This window comes from Rickettsia endosymbiont of Nabis limbatus (assembly GCF_965196655.1).
Lineage (GTDB): Bacteria > Pseudomonadota > Alphaproteobacteria > Rickettsiales > Rickettsiaceae > Rickettsia.
Genome location: NZ_OZ239771.1, coordinates 1,235,988 through 1,253,224, shown reverse-complemented (window position 1 = coordinate 1,253,224; position 17,237 = coordinate 1,235,988). Strand labels below are relative to the sequence as shown.

The window sequence follows — 17,237 nt, the reverse complement described above, 5'->3', positions numbered from 1 at the left end:
TGGTCCCTTTTTATTTGACAATGACACTCAAGTAGGTCTATGCCTACTTGTAGTAAAGTATCTTCTTCCTCAATGAATTTGGTTGGTAATATCATCTTGATACTCCTGAAGATTTAGATGCACATTGATTAATACCAACCACATACGACTTGCAGGGTTCAGCAGACACACTATTATTACTCAAGGTTGTAGATTTACCCGATAAAGTTGCCTTGATTCGGTCAGCTATACTGTTTGCAACGTAGCTTCCTACTTTCTTCGACCCCTCTATAGCCTGCTGCTTTACATAATTCTCAAAACCACCAGCTTTCAAGCTTTCTAACACAACATTAAAACCCAATTTTCCACCTGCTTTTAAAACATCTTTGATTTTTCCTACTGCTCCCCTAGAACTATCCTGACTGTTCTCTGATGTAAAACCCTTGAAGCCTATATTATTCATGATTTCAGTAAGCTCCTTTAAAGCTTTGCCTCCATCTGCTTCTTTTAAATATGCCTCATGGTGAGCCTCGATATGCTGCTTCGCTGTCTTTCTAATGTATGGCGTTAACTCCTTGTATTTAGCATCAGTAAAACATTTCTTGGTTAGTGCTAATATCTTCTCTCTTTCCTGATCACGTGCGTTTAATGCCTGCTCTATATGCTCTTCTAATATCTTTTTGTATCTTGCAATCTGTGCTTTATGGTGCTTAATTTGCTCTTCTTTCAAATCAGGAATAGCTTTTAACGCCTTATCTGCTCTCGTCTCTGATACTCCTGATGCTACTCCAATCAAATCTTGTGCTCTTTGCTCTACTTCTTGAGATACATCTATAGCCTGACCCTTGTTTTTTGCTACCTCTCTCATCATCTCTTGATATTTGCCTTTAGTTACTGGCAAAGTGTAAATCTCACCGCCATGCTCTATGTAGCCTATAGCATCCATGCTACTTCCTAAAAACTTAATAGGTACTGGACTACTTACCTCTTTTAGTTTCGGTACTCCATTCGGCTTAGGCGTTGCCTCATAGTGTGCTGTAAAATATATTGCCTTCGTGAGTGGTGGAGCTTTTCCGTCCTTGTCTCTTGCAACGAGCGACAAATGCATAGTGCCGCTTGCTGGCTCTTCTAGATTAACTGGCAAATCAATAGTTCTATACGAGTTCACTATTATCTCAGCACCATCTTGCTTGCTGATTGTCAGCGGTGTTGTTTTGTGTGTCTGCTCCTTTAAGGTGCATATCTCATCTCCAACACCATTTTTAACTATCTGTGATCTGCTATTTACTTCAGCAAATCCGCTCCAATCCATTGGCTTAAGACCATTAGGATTTAAGGTACTTGCTCTGAAGTTATTGTGAATATTACGATAGCCAACTAGCTCTATTTCCTCCATTGCAGCCTTTACTTTCTCGCTTGCAAGTGCATCGTTAACAAGTAGCCTATGCTCACCCTTTAGGCTTACTATTACCCACAATTATAAAATGCTGCTAGAGTATTCACTGATCATTTTAAATAAGAAGGATAGGCGATATGCAAGATATAGTAACATACGGGATAAATATATCAAGCACTGGTTGGTTAGAGAATGAGCTCAGGCATGTTGACTTTAAAGATAAAAGACTTATAAATCGGCTTATTAAAACCAGTAACTTACTTGATAGCAAAGCATCCGGCACAATAAATCAAAGTTGCAGATCCTGGAAAGATGCGAAGGGAGCTTACAGACTATTTAGCAATGATAAGTTTGATATAGATGAAGTCTATTCTTCGCATCATGTGGAAACACAAAATAGAATCCAAGGCAAAAATTTAGTGTTTGCAATTCAGGATACAACTTACCTGGATTATGACACTCATATTAAGACAAAAGGGCTAGGCAGTATCTCCAAAGCTTATACAAAGCACAAACAGGGTCTTATTATGCATAGTACTATTATAGTGACGCCAGGAGGTCTGCCTTTAGGCCTTACCTCTCAGCAATGTTGGGCACGTATCGCAAGGGAAGAGGATCAGAAGGAAAAAGCAAGGCGTAAGTATATCACTCACATCAAAGATAAAGAAAGCTATAAATGGATTAACGCGTTTGAGGAAACAATTGCCAATATTCCTGAAAATACTAGAGTTATTACGGTTGGAGATAGAGAAGCAGATATCTTTGATTTGTTATGGAAAATTGAAGAATCAGCTGCAGAATTTGTAATTCGCAACAGACAGGATAGGAAATTTATTTGCCCGGAAAATGGTAAAACAAAAATACAAACGAAAATAAGTAAGCTACAGTCCAAGAAAGAGATTAGACTGAAAATCCCAGGCAATGGACTTCATAAAGCAAGAAAAGCAAATGTTGAAATTAAATACACATATGGGCACATACCAATTAGGTCTGTATCTTTATATGGCCCTGAAAATACTGATCACAAAATCAGTGACAAATTAGCTGTTTATGTTGTAAGCGCTAAAGAAATTAATGCCCCTGTTGGAGTAGAGGCAATCGATTGGACTATACTGACCAACATCCCCGTGAGTAGCTTTGAAGATGCTGTTGAGCGTATAACTTGGTATAAGCTAAGATGGAAAATAGAAGAATATTTTAGAGTTCTGAAATCAGGATGCAAGATAGAAGCCTCTCGCTTATCTGCCGAAACAAAGCTACAAAAATTAATTGCCATAAAAAGCCTCATTGCTTTTAAAATTTTATATTTATCAAAAATAGCCTCAACTTGTCCTGAAGAGAGCTGCGATAGCATACTTACCACCCAAGAATGGAAAACGCTTTATATGCGCGTGCACAGAACAAATAATACTCCTGGCAAGCCTCCAAATATAAAAGAAGCTATTATTTTGCTTGGTAAATTAGGAGGCTTTATGGCAAGAAAGAGTGATGGGTTGCCCGGAGCAATGTCTTTATGGCGGGGATATGAAATCCTTCAAGAGAGCGTAATGATGCTATCAATTGTTAGTGGTAAAATTTGTGGGTAATAGTAAGCCCTTTAGGTTAGCTAAGAATTTGCTAAATCTCTCGTCATCTAAAATATGCTCTGCAAGTTCAGGATACGTATCAGATAAAGTAGCTAAATATAACCTCAATTGCTCTCTCTGCTTCTCTAGTATCTCTTTGCGTATGCTTTCCGTAATTGAATCTAGTTCTATATTAGCGTCGTTGAAACTTAGCTGCTGCACATTTAGATCATGCTCCTCTCCACCAACTATTAACATGCTATCATGTGCTAGCGTGGCATGTCCTTGCTCTTTTACTTGTTCCTTTCCTTGCTCTTTTGATGATTTTGTCGCTTGCTTCTGCCCTATATCCGTAATCATAGTTTAAATTTCCTTAATTAATTTTTCTTGTATTACTTTTGTTTTGTATTCTTTCTGACTTAACAATTTCTGTCTTAATTCCATTAATTCTTGCACGCTTTGTTCTTTCCATCTCTTGCCATTTTCAGGCTGCTTAACTGTACTGGACTCGTCTTGCTTCATCTAAATACCTCCTTACATGCTGATTTTGGTTTGCTATTTGGTTAGTGCTTGTTTCATGTTTATTCGTGATTTTGCAAAATATTTTCTGCTTCTGACTTGGAGCTGCAACCGCTAACTGTAGTGCAGATACACCATACTCATGAAAACCTAATGAAAAACAACAACTTGCAGCTCCATAGTAATAGGCTCCTTCACTACCATCGAGCTTTATTGCTGCAATATAGCTTTCTAATGCTTGTCCTTGCTTGCCTACTCCTCTTAAAGCATTGCCTAAATGGTAATAGCTAGTTGCATCTAATGGATCAGACTTTACTATACTTCTAAATATCCTTGCTGCTTCTGCGTATCTTCCATTCTCTAAATGCATATACCCTTCAGAAAAACTCATGCCGGTACTGCTTTCTAATTTCATTTTTACCTCTTCCTCTCTTAACCTAGTAATTCACTACTATATTCTTCTAGCTCTTCTACCTTGCCAACAACTCTTGCCATAAACTCATTAATTACTAAGTCTTTCTGAATAATGACCTTTTCTATATCCTCTCTTAGCTGCAGATGACCTGCGTAATTCGATAGATAACCTGATATAGATAGCTCTTTTATACGCTCAGCTATACTCATAACATTTTGATTCTCTATTGCTTTCCGTGCTCCTGCAAAATCGTATCCTTGGGTTCTTAAGTCATTAAACTCATTAGCAATGTCGTAAGTAGTAAAAGTTGCTGTATGCTCTTTTGTATCATAGCTCTTAGTCTCAAAGTTCTTGCTTCCTTCAGCATTCTTGGACTTAGCTACTATCTCACTTGCAAATCTTGCATATATGAGCTTTCTGATATCTGATGCTTCTAGAGTGTTGTATGGACTTGTAGAGTTTAGTTTGTTAGTTTCTTGAAAAATAGGTGCAGAAGCCCTAAAGTGATCTTTGCTTACTGACTGCTGTGGTAGTATCTTTGTAAAAGACTCAAAGTAGAACTCATGCCTTGCATCCTCAAACCTTTCAGATTTACTAGGATTTAGGTACTGATCTATTGCTTTAATACTGCTTAACGTAAAAGCCTTAATATTGCTCGTACTTTTTAATATTTGTCTTGCTGCTCTTGTTATTTTAAACATTTATTCTTACTCCTTTTTATCGTTTTTAATCCTTTTTGTTGTTTACATCTTATCCGTCATGTTATTTTACTTGAAAGATTATGAGAGGGGTTATGCTAACCCCCTCGGGACTCCCCCGCTATATCTGTAAAAGAAAAATACTTGCAATCTTTTTTTGATCAATAAAATTTTTTCCAATTTTGCAGATAAGGATATTTCTATTATGTTTTGCAATACCATAATAGGGACGTAATTTAACCGCTTTTTCTAAAGCAATCCTTGACTCCGCGAGTCTTCCAAGCTCATACAAACACTTGCCTTTATTATTATAGGCTTTTGCGTCACGAGGTCTTAAGCTTATCGCATTGTCGTAAGCCTCAATTGCCTCCTCTAATCTTCCCAGTTTGTATAGACATTGACCCTTGTGGTAGTATCTTGATGCCGCATTAGGATTTAACTCTATAGCCTTATTCAAATTGTTAATTGCTTCTTCATATCTTCCAAGATATAGGAGGCACATAGCTTGATTGTAGTAGCCAGCATCATTAGGATCTAGCTCTTTAGATTTCTCATAATCTCTAATAGCGGCTTCATATCTAGAATGCGCAAGCTTGATACTACATACATTTTGCATCACCTTCGCCCCTGAGCTTTTGGATTACCATTGACTTAATGATACTCCTCGCAGCAGAGCTACGAGGTATCTATCCAAAAAGTTTTAACTGTTTTTGTTGAAATGCTTTATAAGAAGGTTTGCCTGAACCTTGATTTTTTACATAATTACGTAATTTCCGCTCATCACCATGTTTACATACTGTGCTCATAAAATATCCTTTACTCCAAAACTCACTTCCCCATAATTTTTCTTTAAGATTTGGATATTTCTTAAACATTTCCTTAGATGTAATACTTTTTATGGCATCGTCATATATGGACGCCTGGTTAAAAACAAGTACTAAAAATAAAAAACAGTTAATGATAAATGAAGCAGTCATATATTCGGCATCAAAGTGCCATAATGGTTTCTGCATTCTGCCTAAGATCCTAGAGAGATTCACTCAAGTTAGCGGTATCTAGGTACCATGACGTTAGCTCGGATTTCATCCAGAATGATTATGTATTATCTCTTTAACCCGCCGTTTTATTATTCTACTTTGTTTTTATTTCTTTACCCCTATCTAGTTTAAAAATTATATAGTTTATAATTTATCCTAAATCTTAAGTACTATTATACCAATTGGTAATTTCTGTTCTTTACCAGACAGGCATAAGCGATTCTAGCCAATTTATTAGCTGTAGCTACTGCAATTACATTGAACGATTTCCCTTTTTCTTTTAATCTTTCAATAAATTCTGATAACGCTCCTGATGTCTGATTAGTTTTATAGCTTCTCATCAATAAAGACCTACCAGCCTGTATTAGCATTGTTCTTGCATATCTATCACCTTGCTTGGTTATTCTTCCTAGAATAATCTTACCTCCAGTGCTATTTTGTTTCGGGACAATTCCAAGTGAAGCAGCAAAATCCTTAGCAGAATCGTATGCTTCAACCGGTTTGATGCTTAAAATACTTGCGTTAATTGTACCAATTCCTGGAATAGTTTCTAAAATTTTTGCCTTCTTGGAACTCCGATTCTTTGCTGCTAATTCTTTATCTAAGCTTTGTTCACGAATCATCAATTGTTCAATTTCTTTACAATCCAGCAACATTTGTTCAGCAATAGTGTTGTTAATAAATCCTTCTTCTAGGGCAAAATTTACAAAATTTTGACAAGATTTTGCAAATGTAGATTTTCCGCATGTTACCAAATAGCCAAATTCAAATAATGAAGTCATCAGAGAGTTGCTGTACTGAATCCTTTGTTGTATTATATTTTGTCTTGCTTTATGCAGGTAAGATATTTCTTGCTCTTCTATTGTTTTAGCTTTGACGTGTATTAAATCGGGATCACATGATGCTTTGCAAATTGCAATTGAATCATTAATGTCATTTTTTTGTCGAGTTTTTGCATATGCTTTCACATCTTTAGGTTTAAGCAAGATGGCTTTATGTCCTATTGATTCAAGCCTTTGAGCCATATAATGAGCTCCACCACAAGCTTCAAATACAAAGGTTTCTGACTCTGGAAACATTGTTGATAAATTTTCAAAAAAGCTTCTTCGATCCATTGCTTTTTTTAATACAACTTTATTGTCTAAATTTATTGCTGCAAAATGCAACTTTCTTTTTGCTAAATCAATTCCTATTACTTTATAATTACTCATGGTATGGACTCCTTTATAAAATTATTAAAAATTACAAACCTATCTTAGGTTTTGGTTCTTTGATATCTTAATATCACTTAAAACCGTTGATAAGTTCTTTCTTATCATTGGCGTCCATACCATCAAGTTAAGTAACATAGTATCAAAAAGAGTAATATTTTTAGATTTCAGGCAGCAAGAAGTCTTTGAGTAGCTTCATCCCAAATGGATTTAGCGGATGCAAATGCAATTCTTTGGTCAGGTGCTGTTTTAGTATATCTTCCAACATTTACGGCAAATATATTTCTAACTTTTCCCATCAGTGATAATGTACATTGTGCTGCATTAGGATACTTAAATTTAATCAATATCTTCTCTTTTCGCCTAGTTGGTTGATGTGCATTCTCAACGCGATTATTTAATCTCTTATTAGTTCGATGTTTAGTCCTAGGACACATAAGCTTAATCGGTTTAATGTAACTCTTGAGCTTATCAGTAACAATTACTCTTGGAGCTGGGTAATTGCCCAATAATCTTAATAAAAAGCGAATAGCTGATTTCTTGTTGCGTCGCTTCTGTAGCAATACTTCTAATTCATGTCCCTCAGAGTCAACAGCCCTCCATAGTATGAATACTTCACCTTTAATCTTAATGTTCATTTTATCTAAATGCCATTTATCAGTTGGCTTCCGCTCTCTCCTTCTGATAACATCTTGAAAATAAACTGCAAATTTGTTGTACCAAAATCTTACTGTCTCATGACTCAAAATAATACCTCGATATGCCATCTGTTCTTGAACATCTCGGTAGCTACTATTAGAACGATGATATAACCATACTGCATGGCTAATGATGCTTGCTGGAAAACGATGTCTCTTCGGAGCTTGAGTAATACGCATAATGGTGAAATTTAGAGATAAATGGTTACTGCTATTCTATAAATTATTCCATGCATTTGCTCAATACTTAATTTACATCTCTCTTAACTTGACGGTGCCATATTAATTATTGTACAAATTATAAATCCAATTTCTAATTTATACAATATTTTTGTATCTTAGTCCTGCGGAAACTCAAAAATTTTTATTTAACCTAATGACAAAATTAAAATAACGATATATTATTTTAAGTTCAGGATAATTAAATAATATATATTCAATGAGTGCAGATACTAATATTAGCGATGGTTTAGAAGTCGCTGTGCAAGATCATTTATCGATTTTTTCTTTAATAAGTTCATCTGATATTATTGGTAAGTCAGTTATGCTAATGCTGCTTATTGCTTCTATTTGGTCGTGGGCTATTATTTTGGATAAAGTATTTAAGCTAATGCAAGTGCAAAGAAAAATGCGAGCATTTGAAAATACTTTTTGGTCAGGTGGTGTTTTAGAGCAGCTATATGATAGCATAAAAAGATCAGTTAATAATCCGTTAGCTTTAATATTCGTCTCAGCTATGGATGAGTGCAAAAGCATAAATACTAAAGGTCTTCCTGAGTTATTAAAAAATAATCATAAAGAGCGTATTACAAATTCTATGTATCTTGCTCAAAACAGAGAAATCGAAAAACTTGAGAAAAACTTAAGCTTTCTAGCAACTGTCGGCTCTAGTAGTCCTTTTATCGGGCTATTTGGTACTGTTTGGGGAATTATGCATAGTTTTCAGTCGATCGCTACTTCTAAAAATACCTCGCTTGCAGTAGTAGCCCCTGGTATTGCTGAAGCGTTACTTGCAACTGCAATAGGCTTATTTGCAGCTATCCCTGCGGTGATTTTCTACAATTATCTTATTTCCCGTATTACTCTGATCAATAATAAAATTGAGGATTTTATTAGCGAGTTGAACTCTATACTTTCTAAGGCAATCGACCAGGAGAAGATGTAATGGCTATTAAGCTTGCCGGAAGTAATAGAAAAAGTAAAAGAGCTGTAGTTAGTGAAATCAACGTTACGCCGCTTGTTGATGTGATGCTTGTGGTACTAATTATTTTTATGATTACTTCCCCGATGTTAGTTTCAGGCGTAAATGTCGATTTACCTGAAACAAATTTAAGCCCAATTTTAGGGCAGGATGAGCCTCTAGTCGTTACCATCAACAATAAAGGTGAAGTTTTCCTGCTTGAAACGCCAATTGAAAGAAAGCATTTAACTGATAAGCTTGTAAATATCACTAAAGAGAAAAAGGACGCTAGAATTTTTGTAAGAGGTGATAAAAACGTTTCTTATGGTGAAGTGGTAGAAATAGTATCAGAAATTCATACAGCTGGATTTTCTCGTGTAGCTCTTATTTCAAATATTAAAAATAATGAAAAGTAACGATACAAACAATAAGGATAATTTCACAGTTTTCCTTAGCTGCTCTATTGCACTACACTTACTTCTTTTATATTTTTTTCTATTTGGTATGCCATCTCTTTTTGAAAAATTACCTGAAGAGCAAACAATAACTTTTGAAATGCTACCTGTTAGTGACAAACCTAATATCATAACGCAAACAAAGCAAAAAGAAGCTCCAGTAGAGAATGAAGATGCTAAAAAATCAGAGCAGACTAAACCTAAAGAAGAGAAGCCTAAAGATTTACCTAAAGAGGAAAAAGCAAAAGAACCTGAGACTAAGCAGGTAGAGGAAAAGCCTAAAATAGAAGAAAATAAACCTATCATCGAGCCAAAGCCAGAAGAAAATTTACCTGACAAAAAAGAAGAAATTAAAGAAGAAAAGCCTAAAGAAGAGAAAAAAAAACAAGTAGCAGAAGCAAAAAAAATTGAAGAAAAGAAAGAAGAAAAAAAACCGATAGAGAAACCTAAAGAGAAAAAAAAGCAAGAACCTAAAACAGATGAGCTTGATTCTTTATTAAAGAACTTAGAACAATCTTCAGAAGGTGATAATGTTAAATCAAATAAGTACAAAAGGTCAGAGCAGGTTGATAATAAGAAAGAAGCTAAAGGAGTTTATACGGAAGGATTACCCCTTTCTGATAGCGAAAGCTCACTAATAAAGCGTCAGATTGAAAGACACTGGAATAATATTCCGGCAGGTGCTAGAGGTAATAACAAGGTAAAAATAATTCTCAGTATTACATTAGATAAAGCAGGCAATGTAGAGCAAGCAAAAGTTAAAGAAAAAATTTGCCCTAATATTTCAGCAAGTGTTTGTGAAGCACTAGCAGATAGTGCAGTTAGGGCAGTATGGAAAGCAAGCCCTATCGAAAATCTTGACCCTGCAAGATTTAATCATTGGAAAGAAATTAATTTTAACTTCGACCCTAGTCGCTTATAACCTGTCATCTCGCGTTCTTGTAGCGGGATCTTGTGTCACGATTGTATCCTAAGATACCGCGGTCGAGCTGCGGGATGACAATAGTGTATACCACAAAAAAAATCATACGGAGTAATTTAGTGAAAAACATTATATCTTTTATAATACTATTATTTCATTTCAATAGCTATGCTCTTGAGACAATAAATATCGAGCATGGAAAGGCTGATCCTACTCCTATAGCAGTGAACAATTTTGAGGCTGATTCTGCTTCGGATAATACAGTAGGTCATGAAATAGTGAAAGTTATATCTAACGATTTAAAACTTTGTGGGTTGTTTCATCCTATTTCTTCTGCTTCTTTTATAGAAGAAAAAACTGGCATTGGGTATAAACCGCTTTTTGCTGCATGGCGTCAAATTAATGCTAGTTTATTAGTTAATGGGGCAGTAAAAAAGCTTGAAAATGGTAAGCTTAGAATTAGTTTTATATTATGGGATACATTGCTTGAAAAACAGCTTGGTGGTGAAGTACTTGAACTACCTGAAAATTTATGGCGAAGAGCAGCCCATAAAATTGCTGATAAAATCTATGAAAAAATCACAGGTGATACTGGTTATTTTGATAGTAAAATAATATATGTAGCTGAAAGTGGTCCTGATTTAAAAAAGGTAAAAAGAATTGCTTTAATGGATTATGATGGGGCTAATAACCGATATATTACCGATGGTAAATCGCTAGTTCTAACTCCAAGATTTTCTGGTTCAGTAGATAAGATTTTTTATGTTTCCTATGCTACTAAAAGACGAACTCTTGTTTATGAAAAGGATTTAAAAACAGGCAAAGAAAGTATAGTTGGCGATTTTGCTGGAATATCTTTTGCTCCAAGATTTGCCCCTGATAGCAGAAAAGCCGTAATGTCTATAGCTAAGAATGGTTCAACCCATATTTATGAAATTGATCTTGCAACTAAAAGGCTTCATAAACTAACTGATGGTCTTGGAATTAATACCTCTCCAAGCTATTCACCGGACGGACGCAGAATTGTTTTTAATTCTGATAGAAATGGTACCCGTCAATTATATATAATGAATTCTGATGGTAGTGATGTTCGACGTATTAGCTTTGGTGGAGGTGCTTATGCCGCACCTAGTTGGTCACCAAGAGGTGATTATATAGCATTTACCAAAATTACCAGGGGTGCAGGATTTACTATTGGAGTTATTAAACCTGATTTGCAAGATGATGAAAATGGCGAGAGAATAATAGCAAGTGGTTATTTAGTTGAAAGCCCTTGTTGGTCACCTAATGGACGGGTTATTATGTTTGCTAAAGGTTGGTCATCAAACGGAAAATCTTCCGGCAAAAATAGAATTTATGCAATTGACTTAACCGGTCATAACGAGCGAGAAATTAAAACCCCTGATGATGCATCTGATCCTGAATGGTCAAATTTACTAAATTGATTAAAATAATTTTTTAGCTGAGCCTAAGGATTGCAAAGGGCACCGTCAAGTTAAGAGAGATGTAAATTAAGTATTGAGCAAATGCATGGAATAATTTATAGAATAGCAGTAACCATTTATCTCTAAATTTCACCATTATGCGTATTACTCAAGCTCCGAAGAGACATCGTTTTCCAGCAAGCATCATTAGCCATGCAGTATGGTTATATCATCGTTTTAATAGTAGCTACCGAGATGTTCAAGAACAGATGGCATATCGAGGTATTATTTTGAGTCATGAGACAGTAAGATTTTGGTACAACAAATTTGCAGTTTATTTTCAAGATGTTATCAGAAGGAGAGAGCGGAAGCCAACTGATAAATGGCATTTAGATAAAATGAACATTAAGATTAAAGGTGAAGTATTCATACTATGGAGGGCTGTTGACTCTGAGGGACATGAATTAGAAGTATTGCTACAGAAGCGACGCAACAAGAAATCAGCTATTCGCTTTTTATTGTCCCAAATTTGGGAGAAAAACCCCGCACTTGCAGTGCGTCGTTTTAACATATAGAATGTAGAGATGCAGTATTACAAGAAGATAAGCCACACAGTTTACGATTGCACTTATCATATAGTATGGGTGACTAAATATCGATATAATATATTGGTTGGTGATATTGGTAGGAGAGTCAAGGACCTAACCCAAGAGATATGTAAGGATAATGGAGTAGAGATATTAAGAGGGGAGATAGCTTCAAATCACGTACATATCTATGTATCTGTGCCACCTTATCAAAGTATTAGTAAGGTGGTACAGTATCTAAAAGGAAAGAGTTCAAGGAAGATTCAGCAGGAATTTCCAGAATTACGGAAACAGTATTGGGGTAAACACTTATGGGCTGTTGGATATTTTGTCAGAACCACAGGCAATGTGACTGACCAAATGATCAAGGATTATATTGATAAACATGAATCGAGAGATGATAAGTTTGGAAACTTTCAAGTTGAAAACTAGCTATAGCTAAGGCATTGATGCCGTAATCTTAAGCCCTGCATTTGCAATGCAGGGTGGTTAACTAAGATTATTGGGCAATTACCCAGCTCCAAGAGTAATTGTTACTGATAAGCTCAAGAGTTACATTAAACCGATTAAGCTTATGTGTCCTAGGACTAAACATCGAACTAATAAGAGATTAAATAATCGCGTTGAGAATGCACATCAACCAACTAGGCGAAAAGAGAAGATATTGATTAAATTTAAGCATCCTAATGCAGCACAATGTACATTATCACTGATGGGAAAAGTTAGAAATATATTTGCCGTAAATGTTGGAAGGTATACTAAAACAGCACCTGACCAAAGAATTGCATTTGCATCCGCTAAATCCATTTGGGATGAAGCTACTCAAAGACTTCTTACTGCCTGAAATCTAAAAATATTACTCTTTTTGACACTATGTTACTTAACTTGACGATGCCTTTAATATATTTCACTAAATTCCGTTGATCGAATGCTACTGATGCGATGATAACTATAAACCCTTACTCTTTCTCCGCATTCTTTCTAGCAGATGGGGATAGCATGACATTTAGCTCCTTTAATGCCTTATCCTCAACGTAATTCGGGGCATTCATTAGTAAATCTTCAGCTTGCTGATTTAATGGGAAAGCAATTATCTCTCTTATATTAGTAGCTTCTGCAAGTAACATAACGATTCGGTCGATGCCTGGAGCTATACCACCGTGCGGTGGTGCACCAAATTTAAACGCTCTAATCATGCCACCAAATCTTTTATCTACTTCCTCTTCACTATAACCGGCTATGGCAAATGCCTTATACATTATTTCCGGTTTATGATTTCTAACAGCACCACTAGAAAGTTCTATACCATTACAAACAATATCATACTGATACGCAGTAAGCTCAAGTAGTTCTTCCGTTGTTTTTGCATTCTCAAGAGCTTCTACCCCCCCTTGCGGCATAGAAAACGGATTATGACTAAAATCAATTTTACCGGTTTCCCCGTTTAATTCATAGAATGGGAAATCAGTAATCCAGCAAAATTTAAAGCAATTTTTTTCAAGTAAATCTAACTCGTCGGCAAGCTTAATTCTCACCTTACCGGCAAGTTTTGCTGCTTTATCTTTTTTGTCGCTTGCGAAAAATACTGCATCACCATTGCTAATACTAGCAGCAGCTTTTAAATTTTCTAACTGCTCTTTAGTTAAAAACTTTGCTACCGGTCCTTTTGCTTCACCGCTTTCGCTAAATTGAATATAACCAAGCCCACCAGCTCCTTCTGATATTGCAAATTCTATCATTTTATCAAAAAAACTACGAGGTTGACCGGCAGCACTTGGAGCAGGGATTGCTCGCACAATACTACCTTTTTTGATATTTTCTCTAAAAATAGTAAAATCGGAATCTTTAAATATTTCTGTTACATCGGCAATAATAATAGGATTACGCAAATCAGGCTTATCAGAGCCATATTTTAACATAGACTCATTATATGGAATACGGATAAAAGGTGCTTCTGATACTTTCTTATCTGTAAATTTAGTAAATAACTCATACATGACTGGCTCGATTGTGCAGAATATATCTTCTTGTGTGACAAACGACATCTCAATATCTAGCTGGTAAAACTCGCCTGGTGATCTATCGACTCTTGCATCTTCATCACGAAAACATGGGGCGATTTGGAAATAGCGGTCAAACCCTGATACCATCAACAGCTGTTTGAATTGTTGCGGTGCTTGCGGTAATGCATAGAACTTGCCTGGATGCATCCTACTAGGTACTAAGAAATCTCTAGCCCCTTCGGGCGAGTTAGAAGTTAGAATAGGCGTTTGGAACTCGGTAAATCCTCTTGCGGTCATTAAATGACGAATGTAAGAAATAATTTGAGAACGAAGCATAATATTATTATGCAGCTTTTCACGTCTTAAATCTAAAAAGCGATGCTTAAGTCTTGAATCTTCTGGTGCATCTTTTTCCGTATTAATAACAAATGGCAGAGTATCAGCAGCTGATTCAATAATAAACTCACCAGCTAAAACTTCTATATGACCAGTTGGAAGCGTATTATTAATAGTCTCTTCTGATCTTGCTACTACTTTTCCAATTACTGTAACAACTGACTCATAACGTAAACGGCTAGCATCTTCCATAAGCTGTGGATTTTGATCAGTAAAGACTATTTGCGTTATACCATAATGATCACGTAAATCTATAAAAACTAGATTGCCATGATCTCTTCTTCTATGTACCCAACCAGATAGTTTTACTTCAGCTCCAACATCGGAAATTTTTAATTCGTTACAATTATGAGTTCTATATTTATGCATCTTAATTTTTCTTTTTAAATCAACTCACTATAATCAAAATAGCTAAATCCTGCAATAAAATTATCTAGGATACAAAAGTAATATTTAGGAATTTTAAGAAGTTTTTTAGTTCTTGACGAGCAACTATATGTGAACTATTAAATGCTCGGTCATAATTTGCGACTTTTAAATCAAGTAGAGTTAAGCCTTGTAGAAATAACTCCCTATATATCACACGCTCACTAAAACCTTCAGTAAGTTTAAAATTGATTCTTTTAGCAAGCTTATTTAAGACATTACTAACACGTCTCTTATTTAGAGCATCAAGGTTACTTAAACGATTCCGCAAAATTATCCAATCTATACTTCCTCTATCACGGCTAGCACGCTGTATTTTCTGTTCCCACACCATTTGACTATAAATTGACGGGCTAATAATTTCATCTTTATTATCAACTTTTGCTATTACGTCTAAATCTAAAAAGCTATCATTTATCGGTGTAATAATTGTATCAGCATAAGAATGAGCAAGCCTTGATAAGGCAGTATGGCTACCTGGCGTATCGATTACTATATAATCAGCATCCATATTGTCTTTTAATATCTGCTCAAAACTATTTGCCTGTTCTTCTTCAGAACTTTCTTTGACATGGAAATGCCTTGGTACTAATATTGGTTTGTCAGGATTTTGCTCATTATATAAATCTCGATTTTTTAGGTAATTAGTTAAAGAACTTTGGCGAGAATCAGTATCTATACTTACTACTGAATATTTTTGATAAAGTAGTGCCACTATTAAATGGATAGAGCAGGTTGTTTTACCTGCCCCTCCTTTTTCATTACCTATAACAAATATATAAGGCTTACTGTTCATAATTTTCCTTTATAAATTTCTCAAGTAGCCTTACACCATAACCTACAGCACCTTTCGGACCGAGCGATGAAGATTTGTTGCTATTTGCAACACCTGCTATATCTAAATGTGCCCATTCTACTCCCTCTTGAATGAAGCGTTTAATAAAATGAGCAGCGGTAGAACTTCCGGCAGCTCCTGGCACATTACCGATATTTGCCATATCAGCTATGTCGGAGTTAATCATTGCGTCATAATCCTCATGAAGCGGCATTCTCCATAATTTTTCATTTACTTCCTCACCAGCTTTTATTAGTTTATCAGCAAGCTCATCATTATTGGAAAAACAACCAGCATATGTAGGACCTAAAGACACGACTATAGCACCAGTTAAAGTAGCAACGTCAATCACGCATTTAGGTTTGAATTTCTCTTGTGCATACCAAACGGCATCAACAAGAACTAAACGCCCCTCTGCATCGGTATTTAAAACTTCGGCAGTTTGCCCTGACATAGTAGTTACAACATCACCAGGACGTTGTGCATTACCTGACGGCATATTTTCAACAAGTCCTACAACACCTACGATATTTACCGGCAATTCTTGACTAGCAACCGCAATCATAGCACCAACTACTGCGGCAGAACCACACATGTCATATCTCATTAAATGCATATTACTCGATGGCTTTAGAGATATGCCGCCAGTATCAAAAATTACTCCTTTGCCAACCAAAGCAATATAAGGAGCATCTTTATTTGCACCTTGATATTCCATTACCACTAGTTTTGATTCATTTTGTGAACCTTGACCAACTCCAAGAAGAGCACCCATGCCAAGATTTTTCATTTCTCTTTCACCAAGAATAGAAACATCAACATTTAATTCTTCAAGTGTATCTGCTATTCTTTCAGCATACATTTGCGGAGTTTTAATATTTGATGGCTCGTTACTAACATCTCTTGTGAAAAAGACTCCTTCAGCAATTAATTTTTTAACTTCAAATAACTTTGCTGCTTCTACGTTATTATCTGTAGAAATTTCAAATGACTCTACAACAAACTTATCTGCTTCCTTTAAAGTTGTTCTATATTTATCGAATCTGTAGGAAGCAAGTGATGCACCGCTAGCAATTAAAGATGCAACAAGAGATGATGTAAAACTGCTTATTCTATTCTTAACTTTTAAGCCAATAGTAGTGATTTTAGCATTAGTAACATTCTGTAATATTTTACCGCCTAACTCTTCAATCTTAACTTCGGTTAGTTTTTCTTCGCTTCCAAGTCCTGCTAATATTAAATATTTTACTTCCCCTGATTTGACAACGGAGGGAATAATTTTGATTTGTCCATATTTACCAGTAAATTGTAATTTATTGGCAATGGTTTTAGATATCAAACCATGATGTTGTTGGTCAAGGTTTATTAGGTCACTATCAAGTTTTAATTTGTCATCAATAAACACTATTAATGAGTGAGTGTTTAATGATTCTTCGTCAGTAAAATTTACATTTAACATATTTGTTTTTCCTTATTAACATTTTCCTAGAT

The 17,237-nt window shown here is 35.5% G+C and carries 19 protein-coding genes; 8 read left to right on the top strand and 11 right to left on the bottom strand.

Annotation, left to right across the window (positions count from 1 at the left end; all coding sequences use genetic code 11):
• Positions 1-91 precede the first annotated feature (91 nt).
• On the bottom strand, positions 92-1,456 hold the full coding sequence (locus tag ACOAL3_RS07260) for a Sca4 family protein (RefSeq protein ID WP_419234704.1): 1,365 nt from the start codon (positions 1,454-1,456) through the stop codon (positions 92-94).
• Between the two features lie 56 nt (positions 1,457-1,512).
• Between ACOAL3_RS07260 and ACOAL3_RS07255 the strand changes: the two genes are divergently transcribed.
• Positions 1,513-2,961, top strand: a complete 1,449-nt coding sequence (locus ACOAL3_RS07255) for an IS4 family transposase (RefSeq protein WP_419234585.1) — start codon at positions 1,513-1,515, stop codon at positions 2,959-2,961.
• Here ACOAL3_RS07255 and ACOAL3_RS07250 read toward each other — a convergent pair.
• The 7 genes from ACOAL3_RS07250 to ACOAL3_RS07220 form a co-directional block, all read right to left on the bottom strand.
• A complete protein-coding gene (locus ACOAL3_RS07250; protein WP_419234703.1) occupies positions 2,932-3,300 on the bottom strand; it encodes a hypothetical protein in 369 nt (122 codons plus the stop codon). The two genes, ACOAL3_RS07255 and ACOAL3_RS07250, sit on opposite strands and share 30 nt — an antisense overlap.
• Before the next feature lie 133 nt (positions 3,301-3,433).
• Complete coding sequence (locus ACOAL3_RS07245; RefSeq protein WP_419234702.1) at positions 3,434-3,874, bottom strand: tetratricopeptide repeat protein; 441 nt, start codon at positions 3,872-3,874, stop codon at positions 3,434-3,436.
• Positions 3,875-3,891: 17 nt separating this feature from the next.
• Positions 3,892-4,575, bottom strand: a complete 684-nt coding sequence (locus ACOAL3_RS07240; RefSeq protein ID WP_419234701.1) for a hypothetical protein — start codon at positions 4,573-4,575, stop codon at positions 3,892-3,894.
• Positions 4,576-4,693: 118 nt separating this feature from the next.
• Positions 4,694-5,188, bottom strand: coding sequence for a tetratricopeptide repeat protein (locus ACOAL3_RS07235; RefSeq protein ID WP_419234700.1), 495 nt, complete (start codon positions 5,186-5,188; stop codon positions 4,694-4,696).
• 70 nt (positions 5,189-5,258) lie between these two features.
• Entirely contained in the window at positions 5,259-5,585 is a 327-nt protein-coding gene (locus tag ACOAL3_RS07230) for a transposase (RefSeq protein WP_419234699.1), read from the bottom strand.
• Positions 5,586-5,782: 197 nt separating this feature from the next.
• A complete protein-coding gene (locus ACOAL3_RS07225) occupies positions 5,783-6,820 on the bottom strand; it encodes an IS110 family RNA-guided transposase (RefSeq protein WP_419234517.1) in 1,038 nt (345 codons plus the stop codon).
• 167 nt (positions 6,821-6,987) lie between these two features.
• The gene (locus tag ACOAL3_RS07220) at positions 6,988-7,698 is read right to left on the bottom strand and encodes an IS6 family transposase (protein ID WP_419234536.1); all 711 of its coding nucleotides are present in this window, start codon (positions 7,696-7,698) and stop codon (positions 6,988-6,990) included.
• Positions 7,699-7,957: 259 nt separating this feature from the next.
• Between ACOAL3_RS07220 and tolQ the strand changes: the two genes are divergently transcribed.
• The 7 genes from tolQ to ACOAL3_RS07185 all read left to right on the top strand — a co-directional run bounded on the left by tolQ (position 7,958) and on the right by ACOAL3_RS07185 (position 12,930).
• Complete coding sequence (gene tolQ, locus ACOAL3_RS07215) at positions 7,958-8,683, top strand: protein TolQ (protein ID WP_011476958.1); 726 nt, start codon at positions 7,958-7,960, stop codon at positions 8,681-8,683.
• A complete protein-coding gene (locus tag ACOAL3_RS07210; RefSeq protein ID WP_419234698.1) occupies positions 8,683-9,114 on the top strand; it encodes an ExbD/TolR family protein in 432 nt (143 codons plus the stop codon). The genes tolQ and ACOAL3_RS07210 overlap by 1 nt, the downstream gene beginning before the upstream one ends.
• Positions 9,104-10,075, top strand: coding sequence for a cell envelope integrity protein TolA (locus ACOAL3_RS07205; RefSeq protein ID WP_419234697.1), 972 nt, complete (start codon positions 9,104-9,106; stop codon positions 10,073-10,075). The genes ACOAL3_RS07210 and ACOAL3_RS07205 overlap by 11 nt, the downstream gene beginning before the upstream one ends.
• 119 nt (positions 10,076-10,194) lie before the next feature.
• Positions 10,195-11,520 (top strand): Tol-Pal system beta propeller repeat protein TolB, encoded by a 1,326-nt coding sequence (gene tolB / locus ACOAL3_RS07200; RefSeq protein WP_419235624.1) that lies wholly within the window; start codon positions 10,195-10,197, stop codon positions 11,518-11,520.
• Positions 11,521-11,657: 137 nt separating this feature from the next.
• Positions 11,658-12,074 (top strand): IS6 family transposase, encoded by a 417-nt coding sequence (locus tag ACOAL3_RS07195; RefSeq protein WP_419234696.1) that lies wholly within the window; start codon positions 11,658-11,660, stop codon positions 12,072-12,074.
• 9 nt (positions 12,075-12,083) lie between these two features.
• Complete coding sequence (tnpA, locus tag ACOAL3_RS07190; RefSeq protein WP_419234651.1) at positions 12,084-12,518, top strand: IS200/IS605 family transposase; 435 nt, start codon at positions 12,084-12,086, stop codon at positions 12,516-12,518.
• Between the two features lie 70 nt (positions 12,519-12,588).
• Complete coding sequence (locus ACOAL3_RS07185; protein ID WP_419234695.1) at positions 12,589-12,930, top strand: DDE-type integrase/transposase/recombinase; 342 nt, start codon at positions 12,589-12,591, stop codon at positions 12,928-12,930.
• 115 nt (positions 12,931-13,045) lie between these two features.
• On the opposite strand, the gene aspS is transcribed toward ACOAL3_RS07185, so the two are convergent.
• From aspS to ACOAL3_RS07170, 3 genes are all read right to left on the bottom strand, one after another.
• Complete coding sequence (gene aspS, locus ACOAL3_RS07180; RefSeq protein WP_419234694.1) at positions 13,046-14,854, bottom strand: aspartate--tRNA ligase; 1,809 nt, start codon at positions 14,852-14,854, stop codon at positions 13,046-13,048.
• Positions 14,855-14,918: 64 nt separating this feature from the next.
• Complete coding sequence (locus ACOAL3_RS07175; RefSeq protein WP_419234693.1) at positions 14,919-15,707, bottom strand: division plane positioning ATPase MipZ; 789 nt, start codon at positions 15,705-15,707, stop codon at positions 14,919-14,921.
• Positions 15,697-17,205, bottom strand: a complete 1,509-nt coding sequence (locus ACOAL3_RS07170; RefSeq protein ID WP_419234692.1) for a leucyl aminopeptidase — start codon at positions 17,203-17,205, stop codon at positions 15,697-15,699. The genes ACOAL3_RS07175 and ACOAL3_RS07170 overlap by 11 nt, the downstream gene beginning before the upstream one ends.
• Between the last annotated feature and the right edge of the window lie 32 nt (positions 17,206-17,237).

Bases quoted from the DNA above. Each gene is read 5' to 3' on its own strand.
- tnpA (WP_419234651.1), top strand. From the start codon at position 12,084: ATGCAGTATTACAAGAAGATAAGCCACACAGTTTACGATTGCACTTAT.
- ACOAL3_RS07255 (WP_419234585.1), top strand. From the start codon at position 1,513: ATGCAAGATATAGTAACATACGGGATAAATATATCAAGCACTGGTTGG.
- ACOAL3_RS07195 (WP_419234696.1), top strand. From the start codon at position 11,658: ATGCGTATTACTCAAGCTCCGAAGAGACATCGTTTTCCAGCAAGCATC.
- ACOAL3_RS07205 (WP_419234697.1), top strand. From the start codon at position 9,104: ATGAAAAGTAACGATACAAACAATAAGGATAATTTCACAGTTTTCCTT.
- ACOAL3_RS07210 (WP_419234698.1), top strand. From the start codon at position 8,683: ATGGCTATTAAGCTTGCCGGAAGTAATAGAAAAAGTAAAAGAGCTGTA.
- ACOAL3_RS07175 (WP_419234693.1), bottom strand. From the start codon at position 15,707: ATGAACAGTAAGCCTTATATATTTGTTATAGGTAATGAAAAAGGAGGG.
- ACOAL3_RS07225 (WP_419234517.1), bottom strand. From the start codon at position 6,820: ATGAGTAATTATAAAGTAATAGGAATTGATTTAGCAAAAAGAAAGTTG.
- ACOAL3_RS07170 (WP_419234692.1), bottom strand. From the start codon at position 17,205: ATGTTAAATGTAAATTTTACTGACGAAGAATCATTAAACACTCACTCA.
- ACOAL3_RS07250 (WP_419234703.1), bottom strand. From the start codon at position 3,300: ATGATTACGGATATAGGGCAGAAGCAAGCGACAAAATCATCAAAAGAG.
- ACOAL3_RS07240 (WP_419234701.1), bottom strand. From the start codon at position 4,575: ATGTTTAAAATAACAAGAGCAGCAAGACAAATATTAAAAAGTACGAGC.
- tolQ (WP_011476958.1), top strand. From the start codon at position 7,958: ATGAGTGCAGATACTAATATTAGCGATGGTTTAGAAGTCGCTGTGCAA.
- aspS (WP_419234694.1), bottom strand. From the start codon at position 14,854: ATGCATAAATATAGAACTCATAATTGTAACGAATTAAAAATTTCCGAT.
- ACOAL3_RS07230 (WP_419234699.1), bottom strand. From the start codon at position 5,585: ATGCAGAAACCATTATGGCACTTTGATGCCGAATATATGACTGCTTCA.
- ACOAL3_RS07235 (WP_419234700.1), bottom strand. From the start codon at position 5,188: ATGCAAAATGTATGTAGTATCAAGCTTGCGCATTCTAGATATGAAGCC.
- ACOAL3_RS07245 (WP_419234702.1), bottom strand. From the start codon at position 3,874: ATGAAATTAGAAAGCAGTACCGGCATGAGTTTTTCTGAAGGGTATATG.
- ACOAL3_RS07220 (WP_419234536.1), bottom strand. From the start codon at position 7,698: ATGCGTATTACTCAAGCTCCGAAGAGACATCGTTTTCCAGCAAGCATC.